This is a genomic window from Clavibacter sepedonicus, assembly GCF_000069225.1.
Taxonomy (GTDB): Bacteria; Actinomycetota; Actinomycetes; order Actinomycetales; family Microbacteriaceae; genus Clavibacter; species Clavibacter sepedonicus.
Window position 1 is genome coordinate 2,924,467 of sequence record NC_010407.1, and the last position, 24,972, is coordinate 2,949,438.

The 24,972-nt window shown below is 70.9% G+C and carries 25 protein-coding genes and 1 tRNA gene; 8 read left to right on the forward strand and 18 right to left on the reverse strand.

The features are described 5' to 3' along the window. Nucleotides 1–10: 10 nt before the first annotated feature. Entirely contained in the window at nt 11–469 is a 459-nt protein-coding gene (locus tag CMS_RS13685) for a hypothetical protein (protein WP_012300012.1), read from the forward strand. Then, on the forward strand, nt 466–1,092 hold the full coding sequence (locus CMS_RS13690) for a hypothetical protein (RefSeq protein ID WP_012300013.1): 627 nt from the start codon (nt 466–468) through the stop codon (nt 1,090–1,092). The genes CMS_RS13685 and CMS_RS13690 overlap by 4 nt, the downstream gene beginning before the upstream one ends. A 283-nt stretch (nt 1,093–1,375) precedes the next feature. Here CMS_RS13690 and CMS_RS18020 read toward each other — a convergent pair whose 3' ends face one another. Beyond that, nucleotides 1,376–1,972, reverse strand: a complete 597-nt coding sequence (locus CMS_RS18020; RefSeq protein WP_223842666.1) for a hypothetical protein — start codon at nt 1,970–1,972, stop codon at nt 1,376–1,378. 22 nt (nt 1,973–1,994) lie between these two features. On the opposite strand from CMS_RS18020, the gene CMS_RS18025 reads away from it, so the two are divergent. Continuing rightward, complete coding sequence (locus tag CMS_RS18025) at nt 1,995–2,171, forward strand: hypothetical protein (RefSeq protein ID WP_012300014.1); 177 nt, start codon at nt 1,995–1,997, stop codon at nt 2,169–2,171. Between the two features lie 24 nt (nt 2,172–2,195). Here CMS_RS18025 and CMS_RS13700 read toward each other — a convergent pair whose 3' ends face one another. The 4 genes from CMS_RS13700 to CMS_RS13710 form a co-directional block, all read right to left on the reverse strand. After that, nucleotides 2,196–2,576 carry an LLM class oxidoreductase gene (locus CMS_RS13700; RefSeq protein WP_049791952.1) on the reverse strand — a complete coding sequence of 127 codons (381 nt, stop codon included), beginning with the start codon at nt 2,574–2,576 and terminating at the stop codon, nt 2,196–2,198. Between the two features lie 99 nt (nt 2,577–2,675). After that, nucleotides 2,676–2,816 carry a hypothetical protein gene (locus CMS_RS17360; protein WP_158309446.1) on the reverse strand — a complete coding sequence of 47 codons (141 nt, stop codon included), beginning with the start codon at nt 2,814–2,816 and terminating at the stop codon, nt 2,676–2,678. Nucleotides 2,817–2,998: 182 nt separating this feature from the next. Beyond that, nucleotides 2,999–4,777: a DUF2075 domain-containing protein gene (locus CMS_RS13705; protein ID WP_012300015.1), complete on the reverse strand. Its 1,779-nt coding sequence runs from the start codon at nt 4,775–4,777 to the stop codon at nt 2,999–3,001. After that, nucleotides 4,764–5,084, reverse strand: coding sequence for a nucleotide pyrophosphohydrolase (locus CMS_RS13710; RefSeq protein WP_041465081.1), 321 nt, complete (start codon nt 5,082–5,084; stop codon nt 4,764–4,766). Before CMS_RS13710 ends, CMS_RS13705 begins: the two co-directional genes overlap by 14 nt. 108 nt (nt 5,085–5,192) lie before the next feature. Between CMS_RS13710 and CMS_RS13715 the strand changes: the two genes are divergently transcribed. Beyond that, on the forward strand, nt 5,193–6,305 hold the full coding sequence (locus CMS_RS13715) for a type I restriction endonuclease (protein ID WP_012300017.1): 1,113 nt from the start codon (nt 5,193–5,195) through the stop codon (nt 6,303–6,305). Between the two features lie 615 nt (nt 6,306–6,920). On the opposite strand, the gene CMS_RS13720 is transcribed toward CMS_RS13715, so the two are convergent. The 10 genes from CMS_RS13720 to CMS_RS13765 all read right to left on the reverse strand — a co-directional run bounded on the left by CMS_RS13720 (nt 6,921) and on the right by CMS_RS13765 (nt 15,408). Further along, nucleotides 6,921–8,942 carry a type IV secretory system conjugative DNA transfer family protein gene (locus CMS_RS13720; protein ID WP_041464718.1) on the reverse strand — a complete coding sequence of 674 codons (2,022 nt, stop codon included), beginning with the start codon at nt 8,940–8,942 and terminating at the stop codon, nt 6,921–6,923. A gap of 49 nt (nt 8,943–8,991) precedes the next feature. Next, complete coding sequence (locus CMS_RS13725; protein ID WP_012300019.1) at nt 8,992–9,585, reverse strand: PqqD family protein; 594 nt, start codon at nt 9,583–9,585, stop codon at nt 8,992–8,994. A 37-nt stretch (nt 9,586–9,622) separates the two neighbouring features. Continuing rightward, complete coding sequence (locus CMS_RS13730; RefSeq protein WP_012300020.1) at nt 9,623–10,294, reverse strand: hypothetical protein; 672 nt, start codon at nt 10,292–10,294, stop codon at nt 9,623–9,625. Continuing rightward, nucleotides 10,291–10,878, reverse strand: coding sequence for a hypothetical protein (locus tag CMS_RS13735; protein ID WP_012300021.1), 588 nt, complete (start codon nt 10,876–10,878; stop codon nt 10,291–10,293). Before CMS_RS13735 ends, CMS_RS13730 begins: the two co-directional genes overlap by 4 nt. A 40-nt stretch (nt 10,879–10,918) precedes the next feature. Next, a complete protein-coding gene (locus tag CMS_RS13740) occupies nt 10,919–11,515 on the reverse strand; it encodes a hypothetical protein (RefSeq protein ID WP_012300022.1) in 597 nt (198 codons plus the stop codon). 44 nt (nt 11,516–11,559) lie between these two features. Next, nucleotides 11,560–12,333, reverse strand: coding sequence for a hypothetical protein (locus tag CMS_RS13745; RefSeq protein WP_012300023.1), 774 nt, complete (start codon nt 12,331–12,333; stop codon nt 11,560–11,562). Between the two features lie 4 nt (nt 12,334–12,337). After that, nucleotides 12,338–14,284, reverse strand: coding sequence for a hypothetical protein (locus CMS_RS16270; protein WP_133064092.1), 1,947 nt, complete (start codon nt 14,282–14,284; stop codon nt 12,338–12,340). Nucleotides 14,285–14,503: 219 nt separating this feature from the next. After that, the gene (locus tag CMS_RS13755; protein ID WP_041464720.1) at nt 14,504–14,836 is read right to left on the reverse strand and encodes a HepT-like ribonuclease domain-containing protein; all 333 of its coding nucleotides are present in this window, start codon (nt 14,834–14,836) and stop codon (nt 14,504–14,506) included. Continuing rightward, nucleotides 14,836–15,297, reverse strand: a complete 462-nt coding sequence (locus tag CMS_RS13760; protein WP_012300026.1) for a helix-turn-helix domain-containing protein — start codon at nt 15,295–15,297, stop codon at nt 14,836–14,838. The genes CMS_RS13755 and CMS_RS13760 overlap by 1 nt, the downstream gene beginning before the upstream one ends. Before the next feature lie 39 nt (nt 15,298–15,336). Then, nucleotides 15,337–15,408, reverse strand: a tRNA-Arg gene (locus CMS_RS13765). Nucleotides 15,409–15,650: 242 nt separating this feature from the next. Between CMS_RS13765 and CMS_RS13770 the strand changes: the two genes are divergently transcribed. Next, a complete protein-coding gene (locus CMS_RS13770) occupies nt 15,651–19,376 on the forward strand; it encodes a DUF4011 domain-containing protein (RefSeq protein WP_086935926.1) in 3,726 nt (1,241 codons plus the stop codon). Then, the gene (locus CMS_RS13775; RefSeq protein ID WP_041464721.1) at nt 19,376–19,624 is read left to right on the forward strand and encodes a hypothetical protein; all 249 of its coding nucleotides are present in this window, start codon (nt 19,376–19,378) and stop codon (nt 19,622–19,624) included. The genes CMS_RS13770 and CMS_RS13775 overlap by 1 nt, the downstream gene beginning before the upstream one ends. Nucleotides 19,625–19,685: 61 nt before the next feature. Here the strand turns inward: CMS_RS13775 and CMS_RS16770 are convergent, their stop codons facing one another. Next, the gene (locus CMS_RS16770; RefSeq protein WP_012296866.1) at nt 19,686–20,648 is read right to left on the reverse strand and encodes an IS481-like element IS1121 family transposase; all 963 of its coding nucleotides are present in this window, start codon (nt 20,646–20,648) and stop codon (nt 19,686–19,688) included. 147 nt (nt 20,649–20,795) lie between these two features. On the opposite strand from CMS_RS16770, the gene CMS_RS13785 reads away from it, so the two are divergent. Continuing rightward, a complete protein-coding gene (locus CMS_RS13785; RefSeq protein ID WP_012300028.1) occupies nt 20,796–21,866 on the forward strand; it encodes a S26 family signal peptidase in 1,071 nt (356 codons plus the stop codon). Continuing rightward, nucleotides 21,863–22,774, forward strand: a complete 912-nt coding sequence (locus CMS_RS13790; protein WP_012300029.1) for a LamG domain-containing protein — start codon at nt 21,863–21,865, stop codon at nt 22,772–22,774. The genes CMS_RS13785 and CMS_RS13790 overlap by 4 nt, the downstream gene beginning before the upstream one ends. A gap of 76 nt (nt 22,775–22,850) precedes the next feature. On the opposite strand, the gene CMS_RS13795 is transcribed toward CMS_RS13790, so the two are convergent. Then, nucleotides 22,851–23,831: a nuclear transport factor 2 family protein gene (locus CMS_RS13795; protein ID WP_012300030.1), complete on the reverse strand. Its 981-nt coding sequence runs from the start codon at nt 23,829–23,831 to the stop codon at nt 22,851–22,853. A 351-nt stretch (nt 23,832–24,182) separates the two neighbouring features. Beyond that, a complete protein-coding gene (locus CMS_RS13800) occupies nt 24,183–24,869 on the reverse strand; it encodes a hypothetical protein (RefSeq protein WP_012299779.1) in 687 nt (228 codons plus the stop codon). Nucleotides 24,870–24,972 lie beyond the last annotated feature (103 nt).

The following is a 24,972-nucleotide window of genomic DNA, read 5'->3' on the forward strand; positions in this document are numbered from 1 at the left end:
ACTTGGTCAGATGCTGTCGCTTCTGGAGTCCCTCCCCGAGGATCTGAAGCAGGCCGACCCTCGGACGACTCCGAACTACGCTGACAGGCTTGACGCCGAGATCAAGGCGCGAAGCGGCGGTGCCTACGAGGGCTCGAGCGTTGCCTCTGACAGCCCTGTCCTCAGTACAGCTCTCTTCGCACGGGACTCGGGAGGCCCTCGCGCGTCCACGACTGGCCCGCGCATCGAACTGGCCGTCAACTGGGTCGCTTGTGCGACTGACATCGTCGGGCTGATCGTGCAATATGGCGTTCCCGTCGGGAAGGTCATCGGCTGGATCAAGGATGCACGCGCCATCTACGGCTCTGTCCGCGCCATCGCGGCCGCCATCAGGCGAGGCGACTTCGGTGTGACCGAGGGAGAAGACGCCGCTCAGGTGCTGGAGGGTCTTCTGGGCATCGACGGTGTCATCGCGGATTGCTTCACATGAATCTGGAGGGCAGCCAAATGGGCAACGAACGAGCACGCAACTCAGAGACGTGGGAACCGCCCGGGTTCGGTGCCGCGATGTCCGGACACCTACTGTTCGGGGTCCTCAAAGCGCCGGGGGTCCTACTGGCCCTATGGCTTCTCACGACATTCTTTTTCGACGCCGACGTGAGCTTCGGCGGCATGGTCGCCGGCGTGGCGGCGGCGACCATCGCGGCGGGACTGGTCGAGGTCCTGGTCGAGGACCGTTTCTCACGCGCACGTCGGCTGTCGTCGCCGGGTGGGTGGGATTTCGCCCTCGTGCCGGCGCTCGCCGCCCTCCCGCCAATAGTCCTCTTGGGCTGGTCGGTGACCGGGGCACTCGCCGGCGGCCTTGCCCTCGCCGGGGCGTGGGCGCTCGTCGAGGCCGTGGAGATCGCGTGGCTGCGTCCGTGGGAGCCCGGCATGACCCAGGCGGAGCACGATGCGAAGTGGGTCGAGCTCCAGGAGATGACGAAGGAGACCTTCGCCGACGATGTCGAGGAGATCCGCCGCCGCGCAGGGGAGCGGAGTATGCAGAGGTACCGGGATGCGATCGAGCGGAAGCGGCGCCAGGCGGGAGGCGACGAGCCCGGCGGTTGCTGACGCTTCCGTGACAGCCGATGCTTCGCCCGAGATGGGCGCATTAGCATTTTGAGCATGGTGCCCGCGTGCTCATCTCGACGCAGTAGCGGGCAAGGGCGGGAACCGCTGGGCAGCATGCCGAATCGGCCACCCGTTCTCGCCGACCGACCGGGCATGCCGATGGCTTGGCCGCCTGAGCGAACGGGGCATCGGCGCGAGTCATCAGTACCTCCGTGGGAGAGCCGTGTGTGGTGGTCAACATCGCTTCTCAAGCCTTCGTGAATCGCTCGCCGTGCTCGCCACCTCATGAGGAAGCACAACTGGCTGTCGACCGATTCGCCTCTGCGACAGAAATCGGCGGATCGATCGTGCGGTACGGCGTTCCGATCGGCAGGGTTATCGGCTCGAACGAGGACGCGAGATCTTCCTTCGACGGCGGGCATCGAGCGAGCCATCGCTGACTGCTTCGGGTGATCGGTATGAGGAGAAGGGCACGGGCATGACAGACGAACGACCGCGGAACCCCCACTCCTGGGAGCCTCCGGGTCTGTGGGCGCCCCTGTCGGGGCATCTCGTCCTCGGGGTCATCAAGGCACCGTTCGTCCTCGGGCTTCTCTGGGTCGCCACACTCCTCCCTGCCGTTCCGTCGACGGGTGTCGGGGACCTGGTGGCGCTCGCGGCCGTAGCCGTCGGTGTCGGAGCGCTGATCGAGGTCCTGGTCGAGGATCCCTTCGCCCGGCGGCGGAACCTCTCGTCGCCGGGCGGGTGGGACTTCGCGCTGGTGCCCCCGTTGGTCGCGCTGCTCGGAGTCGTGGCCCTCGGTTGGCTCATGAGCGGCTCGCTCGTCATGGGCGGCGGTAGGAGCGGCGTGGGAGCTGGCATCCGCGGTCGGGATCGCCATCGGTCGCTCGTGGGAGCCCGGGATGACCCAGGACGAGTTCGACAGGAAGTACGTCGAGCTGAAGAACATGACCCGCGAGACCTTCGCGCCCGATGTGGAGGAGATCCGCCGCCGCGCCGGGGAACGGACCATGCAGAAGTACCGCGACGCCATCGAGCGGAAGCGGCGGGAGGCGGAGAGGGACGGGGACCCGCGCTGATGCCGTGCACCGGCGTGGAACTGCTCAGAGGCCGCGCGAGCCCCACGCCTCCGCGAGCAGCTCGTAGGAGCGGACCCGGGCGGCGTGATCGTGGGCGGTCGTCGTGATCAGCAGCTCGTCTGCGGCCGTGACGCGCCGGAGCGTCTCCAGCTTCCGGGTGACCGTTGCGGGATCCGCGACGATGTGCGTGTCGAGGCGGTCCTGCACCTGCGCGAGCGCGGCGGCCTCGTCGTCCGGTGCCGGGTAGGGGATCGCCCCGCAGCCCGAGCGGATGGAGAGCACCCAGCGCGCGAACCCGGAGGCGAGGCGCCGGCCCTCCGCATCGGTGCCGGCCACGAGCACGCCGGCCGAGACGATCACGTGCGGGGCCGCGACCACGCCGGGCACGAAGTGCTCGCGATACACCGCGACGGCATCGAGGACGCCCCACGGCGTCGAGTGGTAGTCGGCGCCGAAGGGCAGGCCGCGGGATCCGGCGACGCGGGCACTCTCGCCGGCCGACGACTACCGCGCGTGGCCGATCGCCTCCGTGCGGACGGCCAGGTCCACGCTGTCGCGGGCCGCCTGGGCGGACGACGACCCGGCGGAGACGGGGACCAGGTCGAGGACGGAGAGGGGGACGGGAGGGGAGACGGATGCACTCATCGGCGTCTGCTTCCACGGTGTCGAGGGTCCGGCTCCGCGTGCCGCGGTTCTCGTCGCGCAGGTCCCGGGCTCCTCTCGGCGGTGATGCCGATCCGGTGCGGCCGCGCGGACTACTCATTCTCGGGTGCGGCGATGGAGCCCGAGCAGGCCGTCCACCGCGAGGAGCCGCGCTGCGGCCGCGATCACGAACCGCGAGGGAGAAGGCGCTGCATGTGCTCGCATAGCGCGGGATCGATCACGTGCACGAAGGTCCCGCGGATGCCCCGCGTCATGAGCACCGCGTAGACGTTGCTGATGAGCAGGCGCAGGTCGTCGTCGGAGAAGGTGATGCCGAGCGTCGGGTTGTTCTCCTGGCCCTTCTTGTCGAAGTAGGAGTCCCGATCCATGAACAGGCGGCCGGCCTCGGGGTCGTAGCGGAGGTCCGGGCCGATGATCACGCCGGCGTAGTTGAGGTCGTATCCCTGCACGGTGTGGATCGACCCCACTTCCTCCAGTGCATTCGCCGACGCGATCCAGTCGCGCTGGGTGCTGTTCCATCGCGCACGGTACGCACCGATCTCGATGTCGAAGGCGTGGGGGTCCTTCCTCGACACCCACTCCCACGCGAAGCCCGCGACCATGCGCGCGAGCCCGTGCTCCCGATCGCGGTCGCGGATGGCCGCGTGCATGTCACCGACATCGTCGAACATGCGGAGCTCGTAGTCGCCGAGAGCGTCCGCGGTCAGCGGCTTCTCCGGACGCGGACTCGGCGTCGCGCCGAGGACGCGGCGGATGTACCCGATGTAATCCGTCCCCGCTCTCACGCGCATCTGCGACATGAGCGGCTGCCAGCGCCGATCGCGTCGCGCCTCCGCGATGACGCCGTCGATGGTGGACGCGCCGAGGTCGGCGGGCCTGACGCTCTGCGCGGGATCGATCATGAGGATCTGGTGGATGCTCTTCGCCCGGATCCAGTCGAGCTGCGTCCTCTGCTTGTCGTCTTCCCCGAAGAGGGCGACCGTGATGTCCTCGAACTTGCGGTTCAGCGGGCCCGACGCCTGGTTCGCCCGGCGGTTCAGGCGATGCGCCTCATCGACGATCAGGAGGTCGAAGCGTCCGGCGCTCTCGCCGACCTGGAAGGGCGTCAGGACCTCGACGCCCTGCAATCCGGGGGTCCGGGTGAAGACCTTCTTCACGCTCTCGCGCAGGGACTGCTGCGGGATGACGAACCCGGTCCTCATCCCCTGGAGCGCGTCGCGATTCTCGCCGAGGAAGAAGTCGGCGAACAGGGAATCACTGTCGAGCACGTCGTCGACCGGGAGCCGACCGATGTCCGCGATCAGCTTGAGCAGGTAGATCCCCACCACGGTCTTGCCGGTGCCGGGCTCGCCCTGGATCACCGTCGTGCTCTCCTTGCCCGCCTGCCGGTCCGTCACCAGACTCTCGAGGACCTGCTCCAGCGCGACCTCCTGGTCGGGCGAGAGCGCCTTGAACGGGGACAGCTTGAAGAGGTCGTCGTTCTCGATCTCCGCGATGGAGCGCTGGAACAGCCCCTCGGATCTCAGCTTCTCGAAGACGCGCTCGAACTCCGCGGTGTAGGTGACGCGGTCGTAGTAGTCCGCGTTCGTGATCCCGATGTTGCGATTCAGGACGGTATACGCGCCGTCGCCGGAGAAGAGGTTGATGAGCCGCGACTCGAAGTCGAGGCACACGGACTTGTTGAAGTTCTCGCCGACGATCACCCGGGCGGTCGCCAGATGTCCGCGCGCGTCGGACTTGAGATGTTGGGCGAGGCGCGCGGCGGCCCGCAGCGATTCCCCCACGTAGAGGTCGTCGCGCACGCGACCTCTCGCCCGCTGACCGGAGGGCGGACCGTCGAGGACGTAGACCACGGGCCAGTTCGAGTTGCGCGGATGCTCCGCTCCCCACCGCGCGACCGCATCGCCGGAGAGCGCGACGCGACGGACGTCAAAGTGCGTCATACCGGGTGCTGCGGCCGCGCGCTCTGTCGACGGGGTACTTGGCCTGCGTGACGGCCAGCTTGTCCTGCACGATCTCGTCGGGATCGAGGCCGAGTCGTTCGGCGAGGAGCAGGCAGTACGTGAGGACGTCGGCCAGCTCGGCCTTCACCTGCTCCGGGTCGCCGTCCGCATCCCACTGGTAGCACTCGAGCAGCTCGCCCGCCTCGATCGCGATGCTCTTCGCGAGGTTCTCCGGCGTGTGGAACTGCGCCCAGTCCCGCTCGGCGACGAACGCGGCGAGCTCCTCGCGCACGTCTCGGCTGGCCATGCGGTCACGGTAGCAGTCGGCCACCCGACCCGAAATGGGGGCACCGGCATCTCCATGAGCACGCGTCGACATCCGTATCGTCGGCATCACCGAGACGAGGGAGTCCCCGTGGAATTCGCCGAACGACTGGCCGCCCTGGCCCTGAAGGTCCGCAACCAGCGCGAGGCCATCCAGACGGAGGAGGCGACGAAGAACGCGTTCATCATGCCGTTCATCTCGACGATCCTCGGATACGACGTCTTCAACCCGCTCGAGGTGGTCCCGGAGTTCACGGCGGACCTCGGCCTCAAGAAGGGCGAGAAGATCGACTACGCGATCATGCGCGACGGCGAGGTGCAGATCCTCATCGAGTGCAAGAAGTCGACGGAGCCGCTCAAGATCGAGCACGCCTCGCAGCTCTTCCGCTACTTCGCCGTCACCAACGCGCGCATCGCGGTGCTCACGAACGGTGAGGTCTACCACTTTTACACGGACCTCGACGCGCCGAACCGGATGGACGAGAAGCCGTTCCTGGTGCTCGACCTCGCGGACATCGACGAGACGCTGCTGCCCGAGCTGATGAAGCTCACCAAGGACGTGTTCGACCTCGACTCGATCATCAGCGCCGCGGGCGAGCTCAAGTACGTCGGGGCGTTGAAGCGGGCGATCGCCGCCGAGTTCCGCGAGCCGACCCCGGAATGGGTGAAGCTCCTCACCCGCCGCGTGTACGAGGGATCCTTCACGGAGAAGGTCCGCGAGCAGTTCACGACGCTCGTGGGAAAGGCCTCGAAGCAGTACCTCAACGAGCAAGTGAACGACCGTCTGAAGACGGCTCTGGGGGCGCCCGCGTTCCCGTCGGCGCCGACCGCGCCGTCGGCCGACGCGATCACGAGCGAGGAGGTCGTCGAGGCCGACCTCGACCGGGACACCGAGATCGAGACCACCCTGGAGGAGCTCGAGGGCTACCAGATCGTCAAGGCGATCACGTGCAGCGAGGTGAAGCCGCAGCGCGTCGTCCACCGCGACGCCAAGTCGTACCTCGCGATCCTCCTCGACGACAACAACCGCAAGCCCATCGCCCGCCTCCACTTCAACGGCAAGAAGCAGAAGTACCTCGGGCTCTTCGACGCGCACAAGGTCGAGACGCGGCACCCGATCGGATCGCTCGACGAGATCTACGCGCACGCGGACACCATCCGCGAGGCGATCCGGGTCCACGCGGGGGACGCGGTCGTCGCGTAGTACGAGGCGCCGACCGGGACGGATGGGCTGCGCCGCACCTCACCTCACCGCACCTCGTCGTGGAGACGAGGGCGGCTCGACGGACCGGCCGAACCGAGCCCGCTCCGATCAGCTCTGGCTCCGGGCCCGTGCACCATGCCTGGTCACCGTCCGCGTCCTCCGGGCGCATCACGGTGACCGGCGCCCCGCCCGAGCCGTGTCGCGGCTGGCGTCGCACGTCGGATGATCGCCGCCGGCGGTCCGGTGGGGCGTGTCCGCGGAGGTGGCGAGTCCCCTGCGCTCGCCGTCGCGGGGCCGTCTTCGGTTGGTCCATCTGTGCTTCCCGCGCGCGCGCGCCCGCTGACGTCACGGCAACCGATCTCGTTCCGTCCCCGGGGAGATCGTGCGGATGGGGCAGGTCGCTTCGGAGAGCCGACGCATCGCCCCGGGTGGAATCGCGCGCGGCTTCGATCCGCTCCTCCTGCTCCTCGCGTCTCTCGACGGGCGTCACGGCTGCTGCCTCGACGCTGTCCAGCAGCGCGTTCGGATCCGTTCCGTCGGCATGAGAGGGGATGCCCGCGGCGCCGATGAAGGCGACTCCTCCTACCAGGACGCCGCCCAGCACCCGGCGGCCCTTCACGTTCGCTCGGTCGCCTCGAACGTCACGGCCACGCGACCCTGGAGGGCGGCGATGAGGCGGTAGGCCTCGTCCATCAGGAAGCGCTCGAACGACTGCCCGGTGCGCGCCACGCCCTCCTCGATCGCGGCGCGGTCGGCCTCGTCCGCGAGGGCCTCGTCGCGCGTCGCCTCCGCGATCTCCCCGAGCGTGCGTCGGCCGTCGGCTTTGGTGAGGAACCTGGCGCCATACTCGGTCAGCTCGAACGGCTCGTCGGATCCCGAGCTGAAGCGGTATCCGTCGTCGAGCACCTCATCGAGGATGATGTCCACGCGCGGCACGGGTATGACGTCCAGGGCCAAGAGAGGTGCGTCGTCGCCGATGAGGGCGACGATGCCGAGCTTCGCGTACCCCACGAGGAGACGGCGCTCCTGCTCGTCGAGATCCTGGTCGGACAGGGTCGGGTCGATCGACCGCAGCAGCTGGGCCGTCTCCGGCGCGAGCGTGTGGTGCCTGGTCTTCGACGTGAGCGGATCCAGCAGTGCGAGGTTCGGCTTGCCCTCGAATTCGCCGATGTACCCGAGCGGGACGACGTGCATGGGTCCTCCTTCTCTGTCGTGGGCCTGCTCCGATGCGTCGCGCATGCTCAGGCGCGCACCCCGGCTGGCGATGCTACCGACGGCGCGGTGCGGCTCGCCGGAGCTCTGCCCCGCGGTCCTCCCGCGACGTGGGCGACGCCTACGCCGACGGCGCCGCGAACCGGAACCGGACACCGGCGGGCCGTCCGGAATGGCCGCGATGCAGGTCCCCACGCCGAGGCTCGACAGGTCCCAGTCCTCGACCACCGCCCCTGTGATGACCTCCTCGCGGAGTCCCGACCCGCGCACGGACGCGTCGAAGCGCGTCAGCTTGCGGTTCGCGCCGAAGCGGTCGCCGACGAAGCGTCGCGAGTCCCCGTCGTAGAGGCGGAACGCGAACACGGATCCGAACGCCGACAGCACCGACGCGGCCATCTCCGGCCCGTACATCTCCTGCACCTGCTTGACGTTCTGGGTGCCGACGATGAACCGCAGCCCGAGCGACCGGCCGAAGTTCACGCCGTCGGAGAGGTGCGTCAGCTCGGGGAGCAGCGCGAACTCGTCGAGCACGAAGAACACGCGCCCGCCCGCGCGGCGTCGGGACATGGCCTCCTTCATCGCGACGTCGAGCATGGTCGTGAACACCGGTGCGAGCGTGCTGCCCGAGGCGATGTCGTACTCGAGGAAGAGCGCCCGCGCGCCCTTCGCGCGGAGGAAGGCGCGGATGGAGAAGTCGCCCGGCCGCCCGAACGACGAGCGGAACGACTCCTGGATCACCTGCTGCATGAACGCCATCGTCGCCATGGTCGAGTTCGACCCCTCCTTGGCGATGTAGTGCCGCGCGCCGCGGAGGTCGGCGTTCTCTGGACGGTCCAGCAGCGCGTGCATCTCGGACGTGCCCATGCCGCCGACGATCATGCGGATGTCGCAGTTCGACCGCTCCTCGGATTCCCGGTACATCGCGGTGACGAGGGCCGTGAACACGTCGCGCGCCGCGTTGGCGAAGTAGGCGTTGTCGCCGGCGTCGGCAATGAGACGCGAGAACAGGCCACTGCACATCTCGAAGATCTCGTCCTCCGGCAGGCGGCCCGGGGGCAGCGCGCGGAACTCCTCGAACAGGTTCCACGACACCTGCCCCGCGAACTCGTCGGCGAGCGTGGCCGCGATGACCGCGTCACCCGGCCGGTGGAACGTCTCGTGGTAGTCGCCCTTCGTGTCGAACACGACCATCACGTCGTCGGCGGTCATGCTCGCGCGCACGGAGGCGACGAGCGCGGAGATGCCCACGGTCTTCCCCGTGCCGATGCCGCCGAGGTAGAGCACGTGCCGGCCGGCCATCGCGTCGTCGAACCCGATGCTCGTGCCGTCGACGCCGTGGACCCCGAACTCCGCCGGCCGTGGACCGAGATGTCCCGCGCAGTCCCGCAGTGCCATGCCCGAGACCACCTCCTCCGAGTAGGGCATCACCACTCCGGGCGCACGGATGCGGGGAGCGTGAGAGGCAGCACGGCGCTCACGCCCGTTCCCCGGCGGTCGCTTCGAACGTGATCGCCTCTCGTCCGCGCAGGGCGGCGATGAAGCGGTAGACCTCGTCCTCGATGTACTCGTCGAACGTCTGCTGCAGCTCCACCTCGCCGACGCGGATCGCGGCCCTGTCCTCCTCATCCGCGAGCGCCTCCTGCTTGACGGCCAGAGCGATCTCTCCGAGAGTCGTCCTGCCATCGACCCGGGACATGAGGCGCGCGCCGTATTCACTGAGCTCGAAGGGCTCGTCGACCTCGGAGGTGAAGCGGTAGCCGTCTTCGAGGATGGCGTCGAGGATCACGTCGTATCGAGGGGCCGGGATGATCGGCAGCTCGGACAGCGGCGCTCCGTCCTCGACGAGCGCGACCATCCGGAGTCCGGCGCAGATTTGGAGGAGGCGACGCTCTTCCGGTGTGAACACGCGGCCGGTCTCGGTGGGGTCGAGGGAGAGCAGCAGCTCGAGCGCCTCCGGCGTGAGGTCGTAGCTCGCGGCCTTCCGCGTGAGGGGATCCTGGACCGCCATGTTGTGGCGGCCATCGAATTCGGCGATGTGGCCGAGCTGCACGACGCGCATGTCGTTCATCCTCTCGAGGGTGCTGTGGGTGAGATGCCCTGCGTGCTCATTCGCCGGACTCGCCCGCCGGGGAGAGTCTGCCTGTCTCCGCGTGACCCGGACTCGGCTCCTCCACGGCCACGGGGATCGTGTGCGGCTCGAACGAGACCGCCTCGTTCCCGCGGAGGGCCCGGATGAACCGATACGCCTCGGCTTCGAGGAACTCGCCGAATGACGCACCCGACTCCCGCTCCATCTCCTCGACGGCGGGCCGCTCCTCCACGCGGTCGAGGGCTTCCTGGTGGACAGCGGAGACGATCTCCGCGAGGCTCCGCTCGCTGTCGGCCATCCCGAGGAATCGGGTGCTGTGCTCGCTCAGCTCGAATTTCTCGCCGAGCGTCGACGTCAGCTGGTAGCCGCTGTCTGTCATCCCGACGAAGCTGATGTCGGCACGCGGGACCGGGATGAACGTGAGCTCGTCGACGGAGTCGTGGTCGCTGGTGAGGGCCACGATGCCCAGGCGCGCGAAGCCGCGGAGGTAGTGCCACTCCTCCGGCGTGAAGTCGTGCACCGTCTCGGTCGGGTCGAGTGACTGCAGCAGCTCGAACATGGGGTGCTCGAGCCGGTATCCCTTCCTCTCCCTGGTGCGCGGATCCTGGAGGGTGACGTTGGGCGCGCCGTCCACCTCACTGAGATATCCGAGTTGCACGACGTGCATGTCGTCCTCCTTCTCGCTCATCGGCAGGTTCGTGCGGGCGCGGGCTCGAACGTCACCGTCGGATTCCCGCGGAGCGCGTCCACGAAGCGGTACGCCTCGGCCACGAGGAAGTCCTCGAAGCTCTGGCCGTGGGTGCGCTGGTGCTCCGCGATCTCCGCGCGGTCGCCCTCGTCGGCGAGGGCCTCCTGACGGACGGCCTCGGCGATCGTTCCCAGGTCCGTGCGGCCGTCGACCTTCTCGAGCAGGCGGGTCCCGTACTCGCTCAGCTCGAACGGCCGATGGAGGTCGGAGTCGAAGCGGAAGCCGTCGTCCAGCGCTGCGTCGAAGCGGACGTCGGCGCGGGTCACGGGGATGAAGCGGAGATCCCCGAGCGGCGCGTCGTCGGCGACCAGGGCGACGACCCCCAGGCGGGCCATGCCGGCGACCAGGCGGGACTCCTCCTCCGTGAACGCCCTGTCGGTCTCGCGGGGGTCGAGCGAGGGCACCAGATCCGCGAGGGGTGGGCTGAGCCGGTAGCTCCTCGCCTCCTCGGTGGACGGATCCTGCACCGTGACGATGGGGCCGCCCGCGGAGTCGCTGAGGTGGCCGAGGGGTACGACGTGCATGGTCTGCTTCCGTTCGGTGGTGGTGCGCGGGTCCAGGGACCTAGGTGGCGGGCTCGTCCACCGGGCAGGCGCTGCCCGGCTCGAGGCTCAGGGCGGGATGGCCGATGCACGCCTTCGCGAACCGAAACGCCTCAGCCCGGAGCAGATCGTCGAACGAGATGCCGCGACGCTCGTCCTCCTCGATCTCCCGGCGCTCATCGTCATCGGCGAGCGCGCGGTCCCGGACGCTCTGCATGATCTCGCCGAGGGTGCGCCGGCCGTCCGCCTCGTGCAGGAACCTCGCGCCGGACTCGCTCAGCTCGAAGGGACCCCCGAGCTCGGAGGTGAGCCGGTACCCCTCCTCGAGCGCCGCGTCGAAGAGGATGTCGGCCCGGGTGGCGGGGATGAAGTCGAACCGCGTGAACGGCGCGTCATCCGGGACGAGGGCGATGACGCCGATCCCGGCCATGTTGCGGAGGATCCGGCGTTCATCCGCCGTGAAGGGCTGATCGGCGGCGACCGGGTCGACGCGTCGGATCAGGTCGAGCAGCCGCGGCGTGAGGGTGTAGCTCCGGGCCTCATCCGTCACGGGGTCCTGCACCGTGATGTCCGGTGTCGGTTCGGAGTCGTGGAGCTGTCCCAGTTGTATGACGTGCATGTGTCTCTCCTGTCTCGTGCCTGATCCGCGATCCGTGGGGACGGTCAGTCCCAGGACCCCGCGAGCTTGCCGCGCGCCTGGGCGTCGAGGATCAGCGCGCCGGCCTCGAACGAGATGCGGTCGAGGTCGTCGGTGCGGATGTAGAGGCCCGCGTCCGATGCGCTGACGATGCCCAGCTCCCGCGCCAGCACCCAGAGCGCCGCGCTGAGGATCGCGATGGGCCCCAGCGCGACGAACAGGACGAGCACGAACAGGATCTTCGCCACGTCGTGCCGGGTGGTGATCTCCTGTCGCTGGCTGCCCGTGATCACGCTGAGGACGGCCGCCCTGCTGCGGAGCACGAAGAACCCGATCACCCCGAGGACGAGGGCGAAGAAGGTTCCCACGCCGAACAGCCACGCGAGGCCGTCGAGGCTGGAGGAGCCGGCGCCCACGAGCACCAGCCAGGCGATGAGGCTGACCAGCAGGTTGATCGCGGTGCCGGCGAGCGCCGCCACGCCCAGCGCGTCGTAGCCGGTGTCGCGGCCCACCTCGATGCCGTCGACCTTGTCGATCTTGTACTCGCGCGAGTAGGTGGACGAGGATGTGACCGTCTTGGCCTCGGCCGAGTAGATCACGCGGGAGTCCGTGACGAAGAGGTAGCTCACCAGCCGGCCGAGCGGTCGGGTGCGGCGCGCGACGGGGTAGGTGCCGAGCACGGTCTCGTCCGGCAGCAGCCGGAACGGATGCGTCGGCGAGCCCGGGGCCGTGACGCCTCCGCCGCCGTCCTCGACGATCGGCTTGGTCGCGGCGTCGTCATCCATCTGCGGTTCGAACATGCGGTCAGGCTCCCCAGGTGTCGGTGCGGTCGGTGGTGCGTGTGGTGGTGGACGTCGTGGCCGAGGTGGGTCGGGCGTCTAGGAGGGTCGGTCCCGGGACCGGGACCGTGCTGCGGGGCGGCGGGGCCATGGCCAGTGCGCCGCGATGGGGTGGCCCGCTGACCACCTCGGGCGGCGGATCCACGTCGAGCGCACCCGTGAGGACGCCGGCCATGGCAGACGGGGCCGGGAACGCGAGCAGCGAGCCGTGCTCCACCGCGTCGGCGCCGAGGGATGGCTCGATCGGGAGCCGCTCGTCGAGCCGGGTCCGGCGTCGCGCGGCCAGCGCTGCGTCCAGCCGCGCCCGTGCCGTGGCGACGCGCGCCGCCACCGCCCGTCGACGCCGGATCAGGAGCGCGAGCCCGACGGCGAGCGCGAGTGCCAGGACGGCCACGGCGGCGACGCCCGCCGGCGTCAGGCTGCTGGTGCGGACGACGGTGATCCGGGCGCCGTCAGCGCCCGAGCCGCCCTGCGCCCCGGCGACCCACGAGCCGAACGGGAGGTCCAGCGTCACGTCGGTGCCGTCGAGGACGCGGTGCCCGGACGCGAGGGCGTCGAAGCCGGGGTCGATCGCGTACTCCGAGTGCTGGACGAGGAGCCCGTCGTCCACCAACCGCGCCCCCACGGACGCTCCCGGGGCCCACCGCGCGTAGCGGTCCGTGAAGTCCTCGACGCTCGAGCCCGCGATGGACACGGTGTAGGTCGTGCTGTCCGGTCCCGCGTCGGAGGCGATCGTGCCGACGTCCGGATCCGGCCGGTATCGCTGCAGGAACCCGTCCCCGACAGCGTCGGCGCTGGACTTCGGGACGACGATGGTGGTCGTGCCGGTGACGTTGCCGCTGGAGCCGATGGAGAGGTGCGACGCGAGCGAGGAGATGGGTGGGCTGAGCACGAAGCTCACGGGGCCGGCGGTGGTCGACCCCACGTCCATCGACCCCACGTCCATCGACTCCGGGGAGTAGTCGGCGCCTGCGGTGAAGCGATCGGGCACCCCGCTGCGCCCGATGGCGTCGACGGCGCACACGGCCGCGCACGACGCCGTGTCGGTGAGCTGCATGACCTCCTGCGACGGGTCGTCCGCCCGCGGGGAGATGTCGACCGCGAAGCGCGTGGCGCCGCCGCCGAGCGCGGTCGTCGTGTCCGCCTGGATCGCCGCCGCGTCGCCGGTGAAGGCCAGCGTCCATGTGCCCGGCTCGGGCGCGGCGACCTCGCCTCCCGCCGGGACGGCGCCCCGGACGAACGCGTCGAGCCGCGCCAGGTCGGCCTGGTCCCTTCCCTGCTCGGCGCGGAACGTGATGGTCCGCGTGATGCGCCCCGGGTCGGATGCGTCCGTCGCCATCGAGACGCCGTCGAAGCCGTGGTTCTCCTCGTGCGAGTACGAGAGCGGATCCCCGACGTCCGCGTGCCGCTCTCCCGCGAACACGATGGCCGCGCGGCCCTCCTCGCGCAGCGATCCGACGCCCTCGCTGCCGTCCACGACGCTGTCCGCGATCAGGCCGGAGAACATCCACCCCAGCAGGTCGCTGCTCGTGAACGACTCCTGCAGCTCGATGCCCTGCACGAGAGCGGAGTCGGTGACCGCGAGCCGGGGCGCGGACGAGCCCGTGCGCGAGGAGAGGAGCGCGGCGACCTCGCCCGAGTAGTCCGCGGGAGACGAGAACGCGAGCGTGAAGGTCGCGGTGATGCCGCCGTCGGCCGTCGCGGAGATGCCCGAGTAGGCCAGCGGGGACGGCAGGTGCCGGCGGATGGACGCGTCGATGGCGGCCGAGCCGCCCGGGACCTTAGCGAGGTCCTGCTGGTTCAGCGTGACGGTCATCTGCCGGGAGCCGGATCCGCCGGCGTCCACGGACATCGTGGTGTCGATCACCGCCCCGCAAGCGCTGAGGGCGAAGGCGATGACGATGCCCAGCACGGCGGCGGCGAGGCGGCGGCGCCCGCGCGCCCCCGGCGCGTCTCGGGTCGGTCGGCGCCTCGCCACAGGGTGCACGCGGCGGCTGACCTGATCATGCGCTGAAAGTAGCGGCAGCCGACGGCCGGCCACCGGGGTTCTCCACGGCGGGGGCGGCATCCAGGGCGCTCGCGTGCGCCGTCGGGGTGCACGCGGCCGAGGCGATCCGCGTCTAGGGCTCCGTCACGCGCTCAGCGCGTCAGCGATCCGCGGGAACTCCACCGCGACCACGCGCCACAGCACCTCCATGTCGGTGCCGTCGTAGTCGTGGGCGACGTAGTTCCGCACCGCGCGGATCCCGCTCCAGTCGATCTCCGGGCGGGCGTCCCGGAAGGAGGCGGGCAGCCGGTCGGCCGCGCTCGAGAGGTCCACGACGAGCGAGCGCGCGATGCGGCGCTGTTCGTCGTCATCGGGGTCGACGAAGCGCGCATGGCCGCGCGCCGTCACCCGTCGGGCGGAGGCAGCGAACCGCGCGATGTCGGCGAGGAGCGCCGGCACGCGTTCCTCGTCGATCATCAGAGGGCCACGGCCTCTGCCCGGATGCGGTCCATCATCGGTCCCGAACCCCGGTCGGAGACCACGTCGACGTCGATCCCCAGCAGCGCGGCTACCTCAGCCATGAAGCCCGCGAGGTCGAAGAGCGATGCATCCGCCGCGGGATGCACGAGGAGGTCGAGGTCGGATCCTGCCGCGGCATCTCCCCGCGCGACGGATCCGAAGACGCGGACGTCGCTGAGGCGGCGCCGAGCGGCGACCTCGAGGATGGGACCTCGGGATGCGCGGACCCGGTCGAGCGACGGCGCCCGGAGCGCGGCGCCGAGTCGGACGAGGGTCTCGGGCGACGGCTGCCGGCGCCCGCTCTCGTACGCTGCGATGTTCGGCTGCGGCACGCCGGTCACCGCGGCGAGCTCGCGCTGTGAGAGGGCGGCCTCGCGGCGGAGGCGGCGCAGCTCCTCACCGACGGACGCATCGCTCATGCCCGCGATGATAGCGGCTCGATATCGCGATGCGGAGGGTGCCCCTGGAGGGACTCGAACCCCCAACCCTTTCCTTAGGACGGAACTGCTCTTCCATTGAGCTACAGAGGCTGACCGGCCCATGGTAGCGGAGCCCCGCCCGCGCGATCGAGAGCAGGCCGCCCGTGACGAGCCCGGGGACGAGCGTCGCCACGAGCGCCGCCGCGCCCGCCGGATCCACCCCCGCGCCGCCCCGCCTGCCGGTTTCCCCACCCGTCGCGTCGTACTGTTGCCGGGTGTGGCGTGCCAATGAACGATCCGACGACGACGACCTGCTCTCCGGGTTCGCCGCCGAGCATCTTGAGGACCCCCACGTGAACGCTTCCCACAACAGCACCAGCCCCCACGACCTCCGCGTCGGCGACGTGCAGCTCGGGAGCGGCAACGTGGCCGAGCCCCGCTGGCGCGAGTGGCGGGAGCAGCTGGCCGGCATCGGCGGTCCCTCTCCTCTCCTCCATTTCGTGGACGCTCCCGGCTCGCGCATCGAGCTGAGCACGACGCATCCCGGCGGGCTCGCGCAATTCATCACGGGCAAGACGACGCTGCTGTCGTCCCTGATCCGCGACGACCTCGCGCTTCGCAGCGCCCGCAAGGCCGCCAACCGCATCACCCAGAAGGGCATCGAGCTGGTCTCGGCCCGCGGCATCGAGTCGATCCACCTGGCCATCGGCCTCGCCGAGTGGCGCTTCGCCGACGAGCAGTTCCGCGCGCCCGTGCTCCTGCGCCCGCTCGCGATCCGCCGCCACGGCAGCGACTACGAGGTGCGCCTCAAGGGCCAGCCGTTCCTCAACCCGGCGCTCGCGCGAGCGCTCGAGGAGCAGTTCCAGATCACGCTCGACGCCGAGTCGTTCGTCGCCCTCGCCGTGCAGAACGGCGCCTTCAAGCCGCAGCCCGTCATCGACCGCCTGCGCGGACTCACCTCGCACCTCCCCGCGTTCGCCGTGCAGCCGCGCCTCGTCGTCTCCTCCTTCGCGGAGGTGGGTCGCGCGCTCGCCGAGGACGCGGAGCACCTCGACCACCTCGTGATCGACGCCATCGCCGGCAACCCGACGGCGAAGTGGGGCGTCGGCGAGGCGTACGCGCCCGTGGATCCGATCCCGCAGGACCAACGCCCGCCCGTCACCGACACCCTGCTGCTCGACGCGGATCCCGAGCAGGAGTACGTCATCGCGCAGATCAACGCGGGCAACTCGCTCGTGGTGACGACGCTCCCCGGCACGGGCGGCACGCAGACCATCGTCAACTCGATCGGCTGCCTCGTCGCGCAGAACAAGCGCGTGCTCGTCGTGAGCCCCCGCGCCTCCTCGCTCAAGGGCATCGGCCAGCGCCTCGCGGACGTCGGCCTCCCCGGCCTCGCGGTCGCGCCGAAGTCGCTGAAGCGCGACGTGGTGCAGTCCATCGTGCGCAACGAGAAGGCCGCGCCCGCGCAGACCGCCGAGGTCGACGACGCCCTCGTGCGCCTCCGCCATGTGCTGCTCGACTACCGCTTCGCGCTCGGCCGCCCCGACAAGGACCTCGGCGTCTCCGTGCTGGACGCGCTCGGCGAGCTGTCCCGTCTCGCCCTCCTGCCGGATCCGCCGGCCACCACCGCGCGCCTCACCCGCGACGCCGTGACGGCCATCGCGCACGACCGCGCGAGCGCCGCCGCGTCCCTCGTCAAGGCCGCGAGCCTCGGCGAGTTCCGCTACGGCCCGGGCGACTCGCCCTGGTACGGCGCCACCTTCTCCACCAGCGCCGCCGCGACCCACGCGCACGACCTCGCGAAGTCGCTGTCCGCCGACGGCCTGCCGCGCCTCCTCGAGCGCGCCGACGAGCTCATCGGCCAGACGCGGATGCGCGCGTACAAGTCGATCGACGAGCTCGGCGTGTACCTGCGTCTCCTCCTCGACGTCCGCGAGACGCTCGACAAGTTCCAGCCCGTGGTGTTCGACCGGTCGCTCAGCGAGATCATCGCGGCCACCGGATCCCGCCGCGACGCCCCCGAGATGACGAGCATCACCCGCCGTCGCCTCCGCAAGCTCGCGCGCGAGTACGTGCGCCCCGGCGTCCACATCTCCGACATGCACGAGAGCCTCAAGGCGATCCAGAAGCAGCGGATCCTGTGGCAGCGCTACGTCGCCGTCGGCTCCACCCCCGAGGTCCCGCGCGGCATCTCCGACGTGCACGTGCGCTACCAGGAGGTCGCCGCCGACCTCAAGGTGCTCGACGCGCCGCTGAGCATGCTGACCCGTCCCACCCCGCTCGGCGAGCTGCCCGTCGACGAGCTGCGCGAGAAGGTCGCCCAGCTCGCCGAGGACAGCGAGGTGCTGCAGAACCTGCAGGAACGCACCTCCCTGCTGGCGGAGCTCCGCCGCCTCGACCTCGATCCGCTGCTGCGCGACCTCTCCGACCGGCACGTGCCGCAGGAGGCCGTCGCCGCCGAGCTCGAGCTCGCCTGGTGGCAGTCCGTGCTCGAGCAGATGCTCGCGGGCGACAAGGCGCTCCTCAACGCGAACACGAGCGTGCTCGACCGCCTCGAGTCCGACTTCCGCCTCGTCGACGAGGCGCATGCCACGGCCAGCGCGGGCCTGCTCGCGTGGCAGCTCGCGGAGACGTGGAAGATCGGCGTGGTCGACTGGCCCGAGGAGGCGCACCACCTGCGTCAGCTGCTCGGCGGATCCGCCCCCGTCGACGCCGCGGCCCTCCACCACTCCGCGCCCCACCTCTCGCGCACCATCGCGCCGGTCTGGCTCGCGTCGCCCTACGAGGTGCCCGCGATCACCGACGAGATGCCCTTCGACGCCGTGTTCCTGGTCGACGCCGGCGCCATGACGCTCGCGGAGGCCCTCGGCGGCATCCGGCGCGGCAAGCAGACCGTCGTCTTCGGGGATCCCGTCACGCAGACGCCGTCGCCGTTCACCATCGCGGTGGTCCCGCAGTCGGAGCGCTCCACGCCCCAGCTCGCGGACGACGACTCGACGCTCGAGGAGCGCCACGCCGACTCCGCGCTCGCGCGCCTCGGCGAGCTGCTGCCCACGCTCTCCCTCACGCGCAGCTACCGCGCGGGTGGCGAGGACCTGGCCGAGCTCGTCAACCGCCGCTTCTACGGCGGCCGGATCCAGTCCCTCCCGTGGGCGGGCACGTTCCTCGGCCACGGCAGCCTGTCGCTCGACTTCGTCGCCGACGGCCACGGCATGCCCGACGAGGACACCGGAGCCGTCGAGAGCGTCGACGCCGAGGTGATCCGCGTGGTGGAGCTCGTGCTCGACCACGCGAGCCACCGCCCGCGCGAATCGCTCATGGTCATCACCGCGAGCGCCCGGCACGCCGTGCGCGTGCAGCAGGCCGTGCTCCACGCGGCCGCCAAGCGCAGCGACGTCACCGAGTTCTTCATCGGCGACCGCGCGGAGCCGTTCATGGTCGCGACGCTCGAGCAGTGCGTCGCGCAGAGCCGCGACCGGGTGATCTTCTCGGTCGGCTACGGCCGCACCCCGCACGGCCGCGTGCTGTCGAACTTCGGCGCCCTCGCGGCGCCCGGCGGGGAGCGCCTGCTCGCCGTCGCGATGACGCGCGCCCGCCGCTCCATGGTGGTCGTCTCCTGCTTCCAGCCCTCGGACATCGACCAGGACCGGATGAAGCACGGCATCGTCGCGCTCGCCCAGATCCTCTCGGAGGCGGAGGCCCGCTTCAAGGAGGACCCGATCCCGGACGACGGCGACGCCATGCTGGTGGACCTCGCCCGCCGCCTCGAGGGCCTCGGCCTCGCGCCCGCCCTCGGGCACCGCGACAAGCTCGGGCTCGTCGCGTCCTACGGCGGCCGGGCCATCGCGATCGAGACGGACCCGGTCGTCAACCAGACGAGCCTCCGCGAGTCCCTGCGCCTGCGCCCCGAGATGCTCAAGCGCCTCGGCTGGCACTACCTCCGCGTGCACTCCTTCGAGCTGTTCGCGGATCCGGACGCCGTCGCCCGCCGCATCGCCACCGCCCTCGGCGCGATCTCGGACGCGCACCCCGCGACCGCCCCCGTCCAGGTCCAGGCCGGCGCGCACCGGGCGGAGTGATGCCGGAGCGCGACGCGGTCGGGGACGACGCGCCGGCGGACGCCGCGGGGGAGCGTCGCCCCGCGCGCCGGTCGCGCCGCGCATCGACGCCGCCCGTGCCCGGATCCGATCCCACGCCGCAGGCCGCTGCGAGCGCGCCCGCGGTACCCGCGGCCGAGGACGCCCCGCAGGGCTGGGGTGACGCGCCCGCCGCCTCCGACGCGAACGACGACCGCCTCCGGCTCGACCGCCCGCCCCACTGGGGCTGACGGGTCGACGCCGGAGGCGGTCGCCTCGTGCGGGAGCGCTGGTCGCGCTAGGTGTACTGGGTCATGACGTTGGTGACACTCGGGCCGCGGGCGTGAGCCCGTGGCTTGAGTGGATTCGTTCAGTGTTGTAGTGCTCGATGAAGGGGTCAAGCGCGTCGGCGCGGTGTTGGTTGCTGGTGAAGGGTTGCCGGTAGGCCCACTCGGTCGCGAGGGTCCGGTTGAAGCGCTCGACCTTGCCGTTCTGCCAGGGGCAGTGCGGGCGGATGAACTTCTGCCGCGCGCCCAGGTCCTGGACGGCGTTCTTGAACGCGGTCGAGTGCCGGTAGGCGAACGCGTTGTCCGTGATGACCCGCTCGATCCGGGTGATCCCGCGCCCGGCGAAGTACGCCGCTGCGCGGGTCAGGAACCCGGCCGCGGTCGCGCCTTTCTCATCGGGATGGATCTCCGCGTAGGCGAGACGGGTGTGGTCATCGACCGCGGCATGGACGTAATCGAACCCGATCCCGCGGCCGCGGACCTGCTCGCTGCGCCCGTGGACCCGCCAGCCGCCTCCGTCCGGGATCCTCCCGAGCTTCTTCACGTCCACGTGGATCAGATCACCCGGATGCTCGTGCTCATACCGGTGCGCCGTTGACCGGGATGCCCGGATCACGGCCCCGGTGACGGGGTCCAACCATGCCAACGGCGGCGCCCCGTGCCGGCGCAGGATGCGGGAGATCGTACGGGATGGAACACCTGTCACCGGCGCCAGCCGCGCAGGACCCGCCCGCAACTGGGCCCGCGCTTCCAGCACGGCCCGTTCCCGCTCCGGGCTCGTTCGCCTCGGTACTGACCGGGGCCGCGATGACCGATCCGTCAGCCCTCGCAGCCCCTCGGCACGGAACCGGTTCACCCATCGATGCGCGCACTGCCGCGACACCCCCAGCTCCCGCGCGACGTGCGCGACCGGCCGACGATCCTCCACCACCCGCCGCACGAGGAGAACCCTCCCGTGAACCGTCAGACGAGCATTACCGTGGGACATCGAGGCCTCCTGGCGATGGTTGAACTGAACAGCTCCATCAAGCCAGGAGGCCTCTTCACACGCCCCGAAGTGTCACCAACGTCATGGCCGAGTACACCTAGTCCCCCGCAGGATCCCCCCCGCACCCCTCGACCCGGGAGGCGCACCATGACCGACATCCAGGACCGCTCGTCCGCCCCGACGTCCGCCCCCACGGCCGATGCCGCGCCGACCGACACCGCGCCGTCCGACACCGCGGCGATCGAGGCCCTCGAGCTGGACCTCGAGCTCGACCTGGACCTCGACCTCCTCGCCGAGGAGCTCCTGCTCGAGCCGGCCGCCCCGGCCGCCCCGGTCATCCCCGCCACCTCCCCCCACGTGCGCGGCGCGGCCCGACGCGCCGCGCGCACCTCCCGCTCCATCCGCCGCCGCACGGTGGTGATGCGGGCGGCGACGGTGCTCCTCACCGCGCTGGTCGCCGTGACGCTGCTCTTCCAGGCGTCCGGCGGCCGCTGGTTCGTCGTGCAGACCCCGTCGATGGGCACCACGGCCCCCGTGGGCACGCTGCTGCTCACCACCCCCGTCCTCCTCGAGGACGTCCAGCCGGGCGACGTCGTCAGCTTCCACCCCTCCACCACCCCGGACGAGACCTACACGCACCGCGTCATCGCGGTCGACGCCGACGGCCTCACCACCCAGGGCGACATCAACGGCGCGGTCGATCCCTGGAAGACCGACCAGGCGCACCTCGTCGGCGAGGCCACCACGATCCTCCCCGGCTTCGGCTCGCTCGCGAAGGGCGTGCCGCTCATGCTCGCCGGCCTCGTCATCGTCATGATCCTGACCCGCCTCATCGGCTCGCCGACGCACCGCGCGTCGATGCGCATGCTCGGCGGCGCGCTCGTCGCCGCGTTCACCGTGTTCCTGCTCAAGCCGTTCGTCGGCCTCGTCGTGCTCGACGCCGCGACCCGCGGCAGCGACGTCGAGGCGACCGTCGTGTCCACCGGCATCCTCCCCATCCGCATCGCGGCCGAGGGTGGCACCGCCACGACGCTCGCCGCCGGCCAGGTCGGCACGATCACCGCCCCGGCGGGTGACGCCGGCCGCTTCCACGACGTGTCCTCCACGCTCGACCTGCCGCTCTGGGGCTGGGTCGTCTTCTTCGGCCTCTGTGCGATCCCCCTCATCTGGACCCTCGTGGTCGGCCTCCCCGCCGAGCGCGAGGAGCGTCGCGCGTGAGGCTCGTCGACCGGCTCCTCGGCCGTCGCGCGGGCGGGCCGGCGGCGGACGCGTCACCGCGCCGCGGATCCCGCCTCGCCGGCATCGCCGCCGCGACCTCGGCCGCCGCCCTCGGCGCCGTGCTCTTCCTCGCGCCCGGGACGAGCGGCGCGTACACGGCCGCGATCACGAACACGAACAACACGGCCGCGTCGTCCGCCGCCTACTTCACCTGCACGAGCGCGCTCGCGGCCGACAGGGCCGACGCGCTCTTCGCCTACGCGTTCACGGAGGCGGCCGGATCCTCGCGCGCCACCGACATCGACTCGGGCGCGTACCCCGGCACCTACCGCGGCAGCATGCGCACCACGACCACCTCCCCGCAGGCGTGCCCGCGCGACTCGGGCTCCTCCTACCTGCTCGACGGATCCTCGAGCCAGGTGACCAACGGCCTGCAGCAGAACGCGCCGGCGGCGTTCTCGACCGAGCTGTGGTTCAAGACCACGGTCAAGGGCGGGAAGCTCATCGGCTTCGGCGACAGCCAGACCGGCCTGTCGGGCTCGTACGACCGCCACACGTACGTCAACACCGCGGGCCAGCTCGTGTTCGGCGTCTACACGCAGGCCGCCGGGATCATGACCGTCACCAGCCCCGGCGTCGTGACGGACGGCGCCTGGCACCACGTCGTCTCGACGATGTCGCCCACCGCCGGCATGACCCTGTGGCTCGACGGGGTGGCCGTCGCGGCGAACTCGACGTACCGCACGGCGGAGAGCACGACCGGCTGGTGGCGCATCGGCTACGACAACCTCGACACGTGGCCGGGCGCCGGGAGCCGCTACTTCGCGGGCAGCATGCGCTTCGCCGCCGTGTACTCCACGGCCCTCACGGGCCAGCAGGTGAGGAACCACTACAACGCCGGACGGTGACGCGAGGACGCGAGGACGCGCTGACACGACGACGGGACGGCCGCATGGCCGTCCCGTCTTGCGTGCGTGCGGCTGGTCAGCTGGCGGGCACGACGTCCCAGTGCTCGCGGATGAGGCCGCCGTCGACCCGGAAGATGTCGGCGGCGAGGAACGGGTCGTCCGCCTTCGCGCCGACCGGCTGCGAGAAGGTCCAGACGAGGTCGTCGTCGGCGATCGAGATCACGGACTGCTGCGCGGGGAACTGCGCGCCGCCGGAGAAGAAGGCCTTGAGCGCCGCGGTGCCGTTCGCGGCGACCGTGTTGTGCTGCAGATACGCCGGGTCGAAAGAGCGGTCGAGCACGCTCGCGTCGTGATCCCGGAAGAGCGTGTCGTAGGCGCCCACGGCCAGCTGCCGGTTCGCCTCCTCCTGCTGCTCGGTCAGCTCGGGCGCGTCGGCCCCGCCCTGGTAGAGGTCGCTGAACATCGTGTTCGTGTTGCCGCTCGCGGGCTTCCCCTGCGGGATCGGCTGGTCGAACGTCCAGCGCGCGGTGACCTTGCCGTCCGCGAGGCGGAACAGGTCGACCGCGGCCTCGCCGGTGCGCTCGTCGTCGGGGTTCGACGCGACCTGCCAGTGCACGGCCACGAGGTCGCCGTCGGCGGCGATGTGCTTGATCACGGCGTGCGCGCCCGGCACCCGCTGGTGCGCCGAGGCGAACTCGTCGAGGACGCCGCTCGGTCCGGCCTTCGCGCCGACGCCGTTCGCGGTGGAGTCGGGGGCGACGGCCGCCAGCACGGCGGCCTGCGCGCCGGCGGAGGCGGGATCCGGGAACGCGGCGGTGAACAGCGTCGAGATGGTCGCCGCGTTCCGGTCCTCCGTGTCGGAGTCGGTGCGGTCGGCCGTCGTGCCGCCGTCGCCCGCGACGGGAGCGGCGGTGGCGACGGCGGTGGTCGCGTCGGGGGTGGTGTCGGAGGCGGCCGAGGCCGGGCCCGGGGCCGAGCAACCGGCGAGGACGACCACGCCGGCGAGGGCGGCGGTGCCGCGGGCGAGCAGGGAGGCGGGGATTCGTTGAACGCTCATGCACGTACCATGCGACCCGCGGCTGTGAGCCTCCGATGTGGATGGATGCGGCGCTCACCGGGCATTCCTGGTACAGCACGCGCGAGGTGCCTCGTCCGGTCACGGCCGTCCGGGGGCGCCCGCCCGCCCGATCGCCCCTCCGTTCCGAAGGTCATGCACCGGGTCCGAGTCACCCGGCAGGGGCCCCCTCGTCGCGCATGCGAGGGGGTTTCTCTGCGCCGTCCGCCGGATCCGTCACGCGTGCGGCGACTCGGCCGCTGTCATCGTCTCCCGGGCGCACGACGAACGGCCCGGCGTCGTGGGCCGGGCCGTTCGCGGTGGTGCGTCCCGGGGTCTGGCCCGGGTGGGGTGCTACTTGGTGTTGACGGTGATCTTGGCGATGCCGACGACGAGCTGGTCGGTGACCGCGGTCGTGCCGAACGTGCTGTTCAGCAGCGACGCGGCGTCGGGGCTGACCTTGACGGTGGTGCCCTCGAGGACGGCGTTGTCGCCCTCCATGGCGAGGGGCTTCAGGGTCGTGCCGTCGAGGTTGAAGATGTAGACGTCCTTCATGACCTCGCCGTCGCCGACCTGGACCGAGCCCGTGAGGCGGCTGGTGCCGGGGTCGATGACGAAGTCGGTGAGCTTCACGACGGTGGAGCCGGCGGTGAGGCTGATGCCGGAGCCTGCGTGGTCGATCTCGCCCTGGACGTAGGGGCGGTAGGACTGCTGGGGGTCGAAGTACTTCACGTTGCCGCCGGTGATGGGGAACGCGAGGGTGCCGGTGGATCCGTCGAGGGTCGCGGTGCCGATGACGCCGGGGGTCAGGCCCAGGGTCGTGAGGGCGCCGGTGAAGCCGGAGTCGAGCGTGACCTTGGTGTCGACGCCGGTGAGCTTCGGGATCGTCGCGAGCGGCGTCGGGTTGGCCTCGGTGGTCGCGGTCGCGGCGGGCTTGGAGGAGGAGGACGGCGTCTCGGCGGGGGTCGAGCAGGCCGCGAGGCCGACGACGAGGAAGCCCGCGGTGGCGAGGCCGAAGACGGACTTGGTGAGGTTGCGCATGATGGGTCCTTACGTTTCAGGGCGGCCGACGTGGTCGCCGGTTGGAGTCGCAAGGTCCTTCGGCGCCCCCCGCCCGGTGGATGGGTCCGTGATGCTTTCGTGA